Raw genomic sequence first — 12,804 nt, 5'->3', positions numbered from 1 at the left:
TCAACAATTATATATGCCGTTATTACGATTTAAATACGTCTTATGAATGCTCCATTTCTACGCCTAGTTGCAGAAGATATTGAAAAACGATTTGGCAACGAACTTGCGGATGTGGCGATCGTGTTCAACAATAAACGCCCTATCACCTACCTCAAAAAACACCTTTCTGAGGTATATGGCCGCGCCATTTGGTCGCCACAGTTCTTTACCATCCAAGAATTTTTGCGCCAGGCCACCCAAGAAACGGAGGCCAGTCCATTGACACAGTTCTTTTATCTTTTTGAACTGCACAACGAACTTCTGTTGCAGGAGGGTGCTAGCCCAGAGACCATGGAAGAGTTTTATCCCATCGCAGAAATTATCTTGAGCGATTTCGGACAACTGGACTATGAGCTGGTCAATATTGACGAAATTTTCATGGAGCTGTATGATAGCACCCAGATCGACATCGCGTTCCAGCATTTTACGGACGAGCAACAACGGTTTATCAGACAATTTTGGCAATCCTTTAGCACCGCCAGCCATAGCGGCATGCAGCAACGTTTCCTAAGCTTGTGGAAACGCCTTCCTGTGTTGTATCGACGATTTAAGGAGAAGCTCAAGCAGGAAAAGCAACTGAACTATCCGACCTTATACCGTGATCTTGTGGAAGGAAACGTAGCCGATCCAAACTTCGTGCAGCGTTACCAATGCGTTTTATTTGTTGGCTTTAATGCGCTCAACAAGGCCGAAGTCCACCTTTTTAAAACGTGGCAAACCGAGCAGTGTGCAATTTTCTATTTTGATACTGATGCCTACTATGTAGATGATCAGCAGCAGGAAGCAGGTTTGTTCATCCGCCGTAACATATTAGACCACGGATTGATGAATGCGCTAGGGGAAGCGCCACATATCATCGGCAACCGAACGTCTGCGGTGCATCTGTATGCCGCCGCAGGAAAAAACAGCCAAACAAAGCTGCTTCATGATATCCTGAAAGCACAGCAGGACGCAGAACGTAGTACCGCCATTTTACTGGCAGATGAGAGTTTGCTGGTCCCCTTGTTACAAAGTCTTCCAGATACCAAACCCAACATAACCACCGGCTACCCTTTGATCCAGTCGCCATTATATGGATTGCTGGACCTGTGGATGGAAGTACAGGAGGAACTTTCGCATTTTAAAAAGAAAAAAATATCTTTTCAACTTCTTGAAACATTTGCCAACCATCCGTTGGTTAAGCTCGCCAGCGAGCAACGATCGCAACTATTGCATAACATAGCCGACAAGCAGCTTTTCGAAATCGACATCCAGGATATTATCGTTGCCGACAGTGTGTTGCCACATTTTTTCGAGGCTGTAGCTGACCCAAAGCAATTCATTCCTACGTTAAACGAGCTACTAGATCAATTGCTTGCATCGCAGGATCAAGAAGATCGGATTGGTCAAATCGAAAGCAACCTATTGGTAGAAACCAAAAAAGTACTCAACCAACTTCAATTGGGCATGGTCAACCTTCGTCCAACATCGATATTATTTCAAATTGGCCTCATTCGGAAGGCCATACAACCTATCAGTTCGGCCATCGAGGGCGATCCGCTTCGCGGACTACAGATCATGGGCCTTTTGGAAAGCCGCTGTTTGAATTTTGACCAGGTTTACATTCTTGGCGCGAACGAGGGTATTCTGCCTAAAACTTCAAATGCCCCCACCTTCCTGCCGAACAGTCTGCGCTTGGCCTATGGTCTCCCCGTCATGGAAAACCAAGACGCCCTGTCCGCTTATCTTTTCTATCGCCACTTCCAGTATAGTGAAGGTATTCATATTTTCTACAACAGTTTGGTAAGCGAAAGTAGTAGCGGTGAAGAAAGTCGCTTTGTGAAACAATTGCAGTTTGAAAGTAAATTTCGGTTTGTCCAGCATACACAGCAGCAGCCCATCCGCTTCCAGCCCTCTCCTAGCGAATTGGTTATTGAAAAAAATGATCTTGTATGGGAAAGTATGCAGCGCTTGTACTTCCAGCAACGCCGAAAAATATCTGCCACAGCGATTACGACATACCTGCAGTCTCCCTTGCAGTTTTTCCTAAAACATGTCGCGCAGATAAAAGAACCGCCCGTCATTTCCTATGAATTTGAGATGAATAGGCTTGGCACCGTAATTCATCAAGTCATGGAACTCATCTTCAAACCGTATAAAGGTCTCACCAGCTGGACAAAAAGTGAGGTACTTCGCGAAAAAAAAGAAAAGGTGGACGAATTGGTTGTTCGGGAAATCGGTAATCAATACCTTTCTGCCTATACAACACTGGACGAACTGAACAGCATGCAACGTATCATGCATAAAATAGCCAGTGCTTATGTGCACATGTATCTCGATTATGATATGGAAAACTATCAAGCATTCCGTATTATCGAGCTGGAAAACGATGAAGACTATCTCCTTGACTTTCCGATCACCGTGGATGGCCGACAAGAAAGCGTACGTCTATTTGGTATTATTGACCGGGTAGACGAAGTCATTACCGCGGATGGGCAGGTTAGCACGCGTATTGTGGATTACAAAACAGGGGGCGACAGTGTTGTTTTCAACAGTTTGGATAATGTATTCTGTCCCAACACCACGAACAAAGCTTTGCTACAGACCCTGTTCTATGCCTATGTTTTCGAACAGGTGACAGGGAGGACACAACTTGAACCCCACCTTTATGTTGCTCGGAAAATGCGGGAAGACGGCACGTTGTTCCATACCGCAAAAGATACATTGGAAGGCGAACAGCTTCAAATGGCGAAAGACACCTTTGTACCCTTCTTGCGCAAAACACTGGAGGAAATATTCGACCCCAACATACCGTTTAAGCATCATGCGAATGCTGTCGTCTATCCTTCAGATCCGTATACGCTGTTCTACCGCAACGCGACACCATTGGACGAGGAAGAAGGTAATCCCTAGATTCACTGTTACTGCTGATGCATATTACTTATTGCTTTCGGGCACGTTTTTAAAGATATCGCGAAGGTTACGGCATTGCCCCTTGTAGTCGAGGCCGTAACCTACCACAAATTCCTTTTCGATCTCAAAACCGACATACATAATATTGTCAAACTCGTGCTGAAGACAGTCGGGCTTCATCAACAGGGCACATACAGCGATACTCGCGACATGCAGTCTCTCCAATGCCGCAATCGTATACTGCAGGGAGTTTCCAGAGTCGATAATATCTTCAACGATAACAATCTCTCGCCCTTCCAAGTTCATACCCACGCCGAGCAATTCGTTTATCTTGTCCTGCTGCGTTCCTTCATAGGAAGCCAACTTTACAAACGAGACCTCGCAAGGAACATGTACCTGTTTCATGAGATCGGCCATAAACATGAAGCAGCCGTTCAACACGCCGATGAAGACGGGATTCTTATCCGCGTATTTCACACTGATGTCTATCCCCATCAACCTGATGCGCTTCTTGATCTGTTCGTAATCGATAAACAGTTCAAAGTTTAGGTTGTCAATTTGTATGTGCTTCATGTTAGTTTTGTTCTTCTTTTTTATCTTTTCCAAAGAGCTTTTCGAGCAGGCTTTTACGCGTCGCCTCGTCGGCCTCCAATTCTTTCATGATGGCTTCCTGCTCGGGGTCAACTTCCATGAGGGTGGTATCCACGATGCCCTTTGGACGTGGCGGACGCAAATTGGGTTGCAAAACTACCTCATAAAATCCATAGCCTGCCGGCACAGACTCACTGTTCAACTGCTGTAGTTTGGTCATGATGTAGCCATAGGTGTTGAAATGTCGCTGCACCCAAGGCTTTAAATGTCCCGTGTAATCAAAGGAGGATAATCCCGTCTTTGGGCGGGGGATTATGCTCGAAAGGTAAAGGCTTTCACCAATGTTCAACTCGGCTGGCGTCTTCCCAAAATAATAGGCTGCAGCCTCCTTAATACCGTACACATTACGCCCCCATTCGATCACATTCAGGTACACCTCAAACATCCGATCCTTACTGACCTGTTTCGACGCCTCCATCAGCCATACGAGCAAAATCTCCTCAAACTTGCGCATCATATTTTTGTTGCGGTTCAGGTAAATGTTCTTGACGAGCTGCATCGAAATGGTGCTCGCTCCTCTTTTAAAAGCTTTTTCTTTGATATTTGTCGCGATGGATAATTTGAAGGCTTCCTCTTCGAAACCATTGTGTTTGTAGAAATAGGGATCTTCCGTATTTAACACTGTCTTTTTCAGTATGGAAGATACTTCGTTTAGCGGCGTAAAATTTGGGTTGGCCGCGCCGAGCGTGATATCCCGCATCAGGACGGTGTCTTCGAAAGCTTTATACACAAACGCAGTGTTCATATCCCTAATATTTGCTTTTCCCCACTGCACAACTTTCAACTGCCGATCATCCATTTTCGACTCAAAGCGGATATTATCCGGGTCGTCGAAGTTGACAGCAAAGTCGAGATCGTACGCAATTTGTCCCGAAACTCGAACCCCGTCCAACGTCGGGAAGAGCCCCTGCGGAATGGCATCGAACAAGCTTTGTGCTTCAAATTGTCCGGTATGTATCGACAGACTGACTGCCCTATTCGGTTTTGGAACATATTTTACATGGGGGCTGAAGGCAAACTCTTTAATATGTATCGCACTGGAAGGATCAACTTCTATAGCCAGCTTACCAATATTGATCTGGCCTTGGCCCATCGCTTCGGGCAGTACAATAGCCTCCTCCGAAAGCCTTCTATGCTGTACATGCAAATTCTCAAAAGACCATTTTCCGGCGAGTGTAAGCGAATCCTGACTTTCACGGCGAACTTTGTCCAGCTCAAACATAATTTTATCGAAGCTGACGCGCAGTCCAAGCTTGCGACGTAGAAAAGGTAGTTCGGTCGTCTTTTTTTCGGAAGACACTTCTACCCGAAGTTGTTGCCTATCAGGATTTACATGCCCTGCAAGGTTCCACTGCGCATCGTGATCGTTCAGAAAGAGGCTGGTTTGAAAGTCGCCACCATCAATAATGGCTTCCGGCAATCGTATCCGTTGCTGCAGGCTATCGTCACAATAGGATAGTTCAAAATTCTCCAAATCCATATCGCGCGGAATCTTAAAGAAAACCTGCTTAATCAATCCGTCGATCAATGCGGCATAATTCCGCTTATTGTCGCTCTCTTCTGCCAAAGGTTCCTTTTCCTTTTTCCGAAAGAGGAAGTCATAATTGCTGATGGAATCATGTTTCACCAACGTCACCCGTGAATTTTTCAGCGAAAGGTTCCCGATTTTTACATCGCCAAACAAAAGCGGCCACAACCTAACCGATACGGCCATAGATTCTATGCGGGCTAGCGTATCCCGATCTTGCGGCAGCAGTTCAATATCGTTGAACGTCACGGTTGCCAGCCCCGTAAACCGATAGTCGCTTACTTTAAAATCCACTTGGTAGCGCTCATGCAGTGCCTTTTTGGCCTTTGCCATTGCACGATCGAGCATCTTCCCACGGACGGAAAGCGCAATCCCTAATCCGATAAGCAAAACCAGCAGTACCAATCCACCGATTATCCACGCTATCTTTTTCTGCTTCCTCGATAGGGAGGGTATTTTTTTGAGAATATCCATACGCTATAAATCGATCTAAACTTAACCAATTTGATTTTTCCGGCAAAAATTATTTTTTTGCCGCTTGCCAAAAATAAAGAAAAGACTTCTGCGCACCTTTGCTTTTCCTGAAGTCAAATCAAAGGTGCAATCGATGTCGCGGCAGGCAATCATCCTCTCGCATTAGGATGTATGCGAACCGAGCGCTAAATTTGCCCAATAAATGTGCCGCATCTTCATGGGACAATCTCGCACCTGCGTAGTTGGCAACAACCCAGAGCGGATCCTCAACGTACAGTTTTTCTCCGTTAAAGAACTCTAAACATACAGATGACATGTTTTTAAGCACCAATCTCTATCTTTGTGCAAGATAATGGTATTATGATTACGAAGGAACAAGTATTGCACGCATTAGGCCATGTGGAAGAACCGGATCTAAAGAAAGATTTGGTTACCTTGAACATGATTCAAAATATAGAGATTTTGCCCAATAAACTGAAGTTTGATGTTGTGTTGACTACCCCGGCATGTCCCTTGAAAGGACATATCGAGCATGCCTGCCGTAATGCGATCGCGTTGTTTGTTAGTAAGGAGATCGAGGTAGAAATAAATATGACCTCTCGGGTGATTAGCACAGAATCCGCACAGCTTGAAGGCATTAAAAACATCATCTTGGTCTCATCTGGGAAAGGCGGTGTAGGTAAATCTACGGTGGCCAGCAACCTGGCTTTGGCTTTGGCTGAAACCGGAGCAAAAACGGGTCTTTTGGATGCCGACATATACGGACCATCCCTGCCTATTATGTTTGGTTTGGAGGGTGCGCGTCCGGCTTCCACACAAACAGCGGAGGGCAAGAATAAAATTGTGCCAATGGAGAAGTTTGGCCTGAAGCTGTTATCCATTGGCTTCTTTACCGACCCCAATCAACCCATTCCTTGGCGTGGCCCCATGGCCACCTCAGCCATTAAACAGCTTTTTGGTGATGCCGACTGGGGTGAATTGGATTACCTTGTTGTTGATATGCCGCCGGGTACGGGCGATATCCACATCACCGTGGCACAGTCTTACCCTATTTCCGGCGCGGTTATCGTAACCACACCGCAGCACGTGGCCTTAGCCGATGCCATCAAAGGGATTGGTATGTACCAAATGGAAGGCATCAACATTCCGATATTAGGCATTGTTGAAAATATGTCATACTTCACCCCGGCAGAATTACCGGACAACAAGTACTATATCTTCGGCAAAGATGGAGGAAAGCGCTTATCGGAAAGTAATAACGTTCCGTTTCTTGGCGAGATCCCTTTAGTCAAATCTATTGCCGATGCAGGTGACAACGGGTTTCCTATTTTATTAGACGCTGATGAAGTCGCTGCACAGGCATATAAAGACATCGCAGGACGTGTAGCGCAAGAGCTGAGTATCCTCGCGAATAAGGCTTAGGTTGGACCGTTCATGTTTTGATTAGCTATACGCACGATCGGATCGGCTATTGCGGTAGCGGATCGGCTGCTGCAGGCGCAGCTGGATCGAACACAGCCACGGCAACTTTGGAATCGGCACAGCCATAATATAAAAACCATTTGTTCTTAAAGTATACCAATCCTTCAATGAATACGGTACCATCGACATATTGGCCACTTTTTTCAAAATCTTCCATCGGTCGTAGGAAAGGTACATCAAGTCGTCCAATAACCTTGGTTGGATCATGCGCATCAAAGAGTACCTGACCCGCGCTGTAAGTCTTTTGATTAAATCTTTTATCGCCATGGTTGGCGTTATTTTTACCGTTGTAAAGCAATAGGATACCATGCTCGGTGAGTACAGCCGGTGGGCCACACTCTGTCAGGTCGCTATCGAAGAAACCCCTTCGAGGTGAGATAAATGCTTTTAGTTCCCGGCGTTCATCAACCACAGGCTCCCAATCGATCAAATTATCAGATGTTGCCCCGTATACGCCATATTCTCCCCAATACATCCAATATTTGCCATTGATCCTGGCAATTTGTTGCCTACCATTTTTTACTTCGGTAACGATGGATGCCGACTTATGGAATTTATCGACTATTATATCGCTATTTCTTGCTCTAGCGAAGATTGGTCCATGTTTTTTCCAGTGAACAAGGTCTTTGGAGGTAGCCACACCCAAACGAGCTGTCTTTCTATTCCACTGCGTGTAGAACATGACATAGAGGCCATCTGCTGTTACCGCCACACGGGGATCTTCCGTTCCGCCCGGCCATTCAAAATCTTTTTGGCTGTCATCTCCCGGATAGAAAACCGGCTCTTTCCTGCGATTGAAGAATATGCCATCCTTGCTTTCTGCATAACCGATACGGGACGTCCGGTGTCCAATCTTTACCCCTGTCTTATCTTCTGCTCGATAGAGTACAACGACCCTACCGTCCTTCACTGTCGCTGCGGGATTGAACGTATCATTGGATTCCCATGCAATTGCCTTGCCCGTCATCGGATCTTTAAACAGGGTGTGGTCTACTGGAGAAATTACCGGATTAGCACCCTTTGGACGAACAAAACCGCCAAACGCCCAGTCAGGCAACTTATTTACAACTTCCTGCGCCATTAAAGGGGCGGCTACTGTTGTCGAAAAAAACAGCAAAAGAGTGTTCAATAGGTATGTATTCATTGGTATATATGTAGATAGCTATAAATGTAAAAATTAATTAGCGATTTTGCTTAAAAACATCCATTATGATAACGCAAAATACACGATGAAAAACAAGTTGCATATATTAATATTTTTTATCCTCGTCGCTCTGGCATCTATATTAATTTCTTTCGGCTTAATCAAACTGTTAGGATCTGAATACAAGGATAAATTTTATACCAGTGTCACTGTCGGAGCTATTATTGGAGCCGTGACGGTGTTTTATATAAATCTACGAAGCGCTAAGATTGAAAAATAAAAGAAGCTTTTGAGATGGAGGCTCCTTTTATTTTGTTAGGCGTTTTCAAAAACTATTTCCAAGTTAGGATAATGAGCAGTACAGATAGCAACGAAAGTGCTGTTATGAAATACACACGTATGTTCAATCTCTTCCTGATTAGTTTATACATTCCAAATAGCAGCGCTGCCACAAGAAACGCGATAGTTGGAATGGTAAACAGCTCGACAAACACGCCGCTTATCACTTGGAAGAAATTGGGCAGCTCAATCTTGACGGGCACGTAGTAAAAGGCCATCAAGAGTAAAATATATGCGCTGGAGAATATGGTTCCGGTTAGTACCAATTTTTCTGCTTCTATTTTTTTCATAATTTTCCACCATTAACATCCTTTAAAGCGCTACAATAAAAGACAGCTATTCTTTGAAACAATTAGTAGGCATGAATGTCTACAACCCATCCAAGTATACCATACTATTTAATAAAATGCACTGTATTGCCCCTTCCTCGTAGATGAGAGGCAATACAGCGTTAAATCTAATTATTGAATGGATCATTTATATCTTCTAAAAATACCCTAAAGGTATTAGTTGGGATAGCGGTATCCGTCAATAGAACTGAATTTGGTTTATTAGGATCGTCAGCAGTTATCGTGAAAGTCCTGTTATTAAATGGAGTTGTTAACTGGTTAAGACCCGCAGACCAATAAGCCACACCAAATCCTCCGCCTAAATTATAAATACTGCCATCCAAAGAGATCCTTACTTGATTGTCGGTGCCAGGAACTAAGGTTATGTTGTGTGTAATAAGACCACCAACTGTACCATTTTGCAAAATATAAACCATACCAGCAAACCCTTGATAATTACCTATATAGTAATTATTTAAGCGAATATTATTATTCGCTAAATTGGTTCGAGCAACATTCCAGTAGCTACGACCGGTAGCACCAACATTACTATAGGACAACGACCATAAATTATTTCTAAACCATAAATTCAGCGGTGTTGCCTGCGGAACAACTTTGATGAGGTTACCCGAATCGGTAAAATATCCTAATGGATACGTTTCTGTGGGCTGGACATAGGATAATGTTGAAAATCTTACGCCTCCCAATTCAACTTCTCGATAAAATTCAAGACCGTTAGGTGTTACACGAAATGTATGCAAAGTTGGAACACCCCCGGAAACATCCTGAAATGTTCGCATATTGTATAATAAATCTGACAACTCGCCATCTTGGTTTTCAAGTTTGAAAACACCATAGTCGTCAAAGGAACGGCTAGCCTCTTGATAGTCAGCTGATAATTCCTCAAACTGATTACCCTGTAAAGGAAGCATCACAATCCTATTCCCACTTTTCTTACCTTTTAGCACAACCGAATCAGCGGAAGCTTGAAGAACAATAAACTCGAAGTCACCCTTTATTCCGGTATCGTCTGCTCCAATTCCACCGTTATCCATACCTGGTTCAGAAAAAAAGTGAATGACTTTATTATACCCGTTAAATGTCAATACCGGTCCAGACTCTTGTACAACCCCATACGTACTCGTAACAACATCTTCATTAACATCTGAAGTAAGTGTTACCTGTGCATTGGAGATAAATTTTGCAAAAATGGTATACCCTCCAAAATCGAGCGAATTGCTCGGGTAGTACTTCATCATCCAGCCAGCTTGATTTCCTTGTAGTACTTGGTAAGCTTTTTCAATAGCCTCGTTAACGCGTATTGTCGCATTCTTCTCAAAAATGGGATCTGTTTCCCGTTTACACGAATTGAAGACAAAAACCGGAAGCAATAGTGCTAATACTATATATTTAAGTTTCATAATTATCTATTTTAAGGATAGTTGATCAAAATCTGGTAATGACGCCTGTCTAGCCAATATTTCATCCCTCAATACGTCCAAATCGATGTTCCAAACGTTCATAAAATATGCACGAACAATATCCAATTTAGCTTCGATCTTTGCTCGACCAGCTGCTCCTCCAGCGCTAATCTTTTGCTCCCATTGAGCGGGCGATAATGTAATGTAAAATGAATAGGTCTCTACAAAATCTTCATTTGCTTCCTTAGATGCATAGGGGGAAATAAAGCCATCGGCGGCTGCGGTTGCGTCGGAATAGATAGAGTTCCAAGAATCGGCTACATAACCAGAACCGGTTATCTGATTGAAAGAGGATGGATAGTCTCTGGTTTGGTGTAGAATATGGGCAAACTCATGATGCATGGTATGAAAATAGTAGCGATTTAGAAATGTCGCATTGGTAGCGGAAGTTTCGTTAAGATCGTTCAATGCATAAAGCGTGATTTTTGTACCGCCTTCAGCTGTTCCTAAAACAAACGTACCGTTATTCCGATATGCAGGTGAGCCAATATAATTTAACAGCTTTGGAAAATACGAGTTAATGAATGCTTTACTCCCGGTAACCTTATCATAGGGTTCAATTCCCAAGTAATAAAGTAGCTTGGTCATGCGTACAGAACTTTCGTACTGCGCAGGGCTTAAATTGTAGTTCAAATCCGACTCGGCTTCCACAAATTTGTAAACGATCGCAATATTATAATCTTTTGTAAAATTATGCTCTATATAATTATCTAGATCGTTTTTATCGACCGTTTTATCAACGAAAACGCTGTCGGTATCCAAAGCATCCTCCGAGCAGGAAAATAGCAAAAATGAGGACAGAAGCAATATTGAATATATTTTCATAATTAATTTCATATTTATCTAGGATTAGGAGTTTGGCCAGCGGTAATGACGTCCAATGGTAATTGCAGAGCCTGTCTTTTATCTCGGGCGATCAATTTCGTATCTGTTTCTACGGAAGCAATTGTCGTTCCCGAGGTGACCAAACGGCGCTCAATTTCTATACCATAACGTTTAACATCAAACCAGCGCAAGCCCATGTGCATCGTCTCAAAACGACGTATGAAAAGCAATGCATGTAACATATTTTCTTGTGTACCGCTTTCATAAGGAATCATCGTAGGATCAAGTCTTTTCTTTGGTGTTGGTTGTCGAGCGGTAAAGTATTCCATCCCGTTGGCCCAGGTGTTGATACCTGCGACTGTAAATGTTGCTGGCGGACTTACCAGGGTATTGTCCACCCAACGCTTCATGTCTACGATAGCTTCATCGTATCGTTTCAAATGAATTAACGCTTCCGCACGAACTAGCATAGTTTCTTCTGTAGTAAACGGGGCATACGCTCCCCGACGAAACCCGATACCCGCCACCACATCGGTATACTCGAACATATAGGAAACGCGTGGCAACAATGATTTATCCAAGTTAGTTCCTTGATAAACAAACACTCGTGGCTTAAAGCCATTTGAGGCCCTTGCGCCGAAGGGAGCGCTAGCCAACAAAGTTTCTGTTGTAGAGATCAGCGTACCATGCGCAAAGCGTGAACCCGTATAATATGCGCCGAAATACAAACCATGGTTTGTTCCGGCTGTAGCTAGCATGAGGTTAGCATTGATTGAACTGCGGTTATAATAAATTGCTGCATCAGTTACACCACCTACTGCATTAGCAGAGATCGCATCATTATCCCGCATGATACTAGTTGGGTTCACCCCGATAGCAGCGTTGGCATAACTAACGGCTTTCTCCCAATCTTGCATATACAGGGCAATCCGTGCAGCCAGTGCATTAGCCGCGCGCGTATTCATATGGTACTTCGGTGTTGATCCATAAGAGGCATCGTCGATTAAAGGAATCGCTTCTTGCAAATCCTGTAACATATAATCGTACACCTGTTGAACGGTGTTGCGTTCGTATTTTGGATCGAGCTCAACTTCGGAACTCATCATATATGTTACACCCAAATCCGTAGCCGCATAATCTTTATGATAATGCTGCGCAAATAAATTCACCAAAATAAAATGTGCGTTAGCACGTGCGGCCAGTGCTTCTGCGCGTTGGGGATTTAAACTTGTTGGATTTCCTTTGTCTTGAATCGCGTCTAAAGCAGCATTAGCACTCGCAATTGCACTGTAACAAGCTTCCCACACCCTTTTTGGGCTGTCGTTCGTCTCTTCGGTTACATCATTCCAACGGAACAATTGCTCCAAATCCCGCTCACTATAGGGGTTATTGACCCCATAATCATCAACATTATCCGATGAAAATTCTGCTGTTACCAAATAAGCGGTACTTGGGTATGCAGACACCAACATTTTGTCGATTTTATCTTCGGTATTCAATATTGCCCGGTTGTCGGGCAACTCATCTAAAAATTTATTGCATGAGCAAAAACTCAGGCCGCAAATCAGGGCCAAGGCAATATATAATTTATTTGTTTTTTTCATTTCAAGGTATCTTAAA

General features: G+C 43.7%; 9 protein-coding genes. 2 read left to right on the top strand and 7 right to left on the bottom strand.

The window, feature by feature from the left end; translation table 11 throughout:
• Positions 1-42 precede the first annotated feature (42 nt).
• The gene (locus tag IE165_RS10805) at positions 43-2,931 is read left to right on the top strand and encodes a PD-(D/E)XK nuclease family protein (protein WP_189626634.1); all 2,889 of its coding nucleotides are present in this window, start codon (positions 43-45) and stop codon (positions 2,929-2,931) included.
• A gap of 24 nt (positions 2,932-2,955) precedes the next feature.
• On the opposite strand, the gene hpt is transcribed toward IE165_RS10805, so the two are convergent.
• Both hpt and IE165_RS10795 read right to left on the bottom strand, forming a co-directional pair.
• Positions 2,956-3,504, bottom strand: coding sequence for a hypoxanthine phosphoribosyltransferase (gene hpt, locus IE165_RS10800; RefSeq protein WP_189626633.1), 549 nt, complete (start codon positions 3,502-3,504; stop codon positions 2,956-2,958).
• A 1-nt stretch (position 3,505) separates the two neighbouring features.
• Entirely contained in the window at positions 3,506-5,584 is a 2,079-nt protein-coding gene (locus tag IE165_RS10795) for a transglycosylase domain-containing protein (protein ID WP_229826508.1), read from the bottom strand.
• A gap of 360 nt (positions 5,585-5,944) precedes the next feature.
• On the opposite strand from IE165_RS10795, the gene IE165_RS10790 reads away from it, so the two are divergent.
• Positions 5,945-7,006, top strand: a complete 1,062-nt coding sequence (locus tag IE165_RS10790) for an Mrp/NBP35 family ATP-binding protein (protein WP_189626632.1) — start codon at positions 5,945-5,947, stop codon at positions 7,004-7,006.
• A 46-nt stretch (positions 7,007-7,052) separates the two neighbouring features.
• Here the strand turns inward: IE165_RS10790 and IE165_RS10785 are convergent, their stop codons facing one another.
• The 5 genes from IE165_RS10785 to IE165_RS10765 form a co-directional block, all read right to left on the bottom strand.
• Entirely contained in the window at positions 7,053-8,210 is a 1,158-nt protein-coding gene (locus tag IE165_RS10785; RefSeq protein WP_189626631.1) for a beta-1,2-mannosidase, read from the bottom strand.
• A 332-nt stretch (positions 8,211-8,542) separates the two neighbouring features.
• Entirely contained in the window at positions 8,543-8,839 is a 297-nt protein-coding gene (locus IE165_RS10780; protein WP_189626630.1) for a hypothetical protein, read from the bottom strand.
• A gap of 167 nt (positions 8,840-9,006) precedes the next feature.
• Positions 9,007-10,299, bottom strand: coding sequence for a DUF4302 domain-containing protein (locus tag IE165_RS10775; protein WP_189626629.1), 1,293 nt, complete (start codon positions 10,297-10,299; stop codon positions 9,007-9,009).
• A gap of 6 nt (positions 10,300-10,305) precedes the next feature.
• Positions 10,306-11,184, bottom strand: a complete 879-nt coding sequence (locus IE165_RS10770; protein ID WP_229826507.1) for a zinc-binding metallopeptidase — start codon at positions 11,182-11,184, stop codon at positions 10,306-10,308.
• A gap of 14 nt (positions 11,185-11,198) precedes the next feature.
• Entirely contained in the window at positions 11,199-12,788 is a 1,590-nt protein-coding gene (locus tag IE165_RS10765) for a RagB/SusD family nutrient uptake outer membrane protein (RefSeq protein WP_189626627.1), read from the bottom strand.
• Positions 12,789-12,804 lie beyond the last annotated feature (16 nt).

It is taken from the genome of Sphingobacterium griseoflavum, from assembly GCF_014653155.1.
Classification (GTDB): Bacteria; Bacteroidota; Bacteroidia; order Sphingobacteriales; family Sphingobacteriaceae; genus Sphingobacterium; species Sphingobacterium griseoflavum.
Note: the sequence above shows the minus strand (reverse complement) of the source record. Positions and strands in the feature narration are given on the sequence as shown.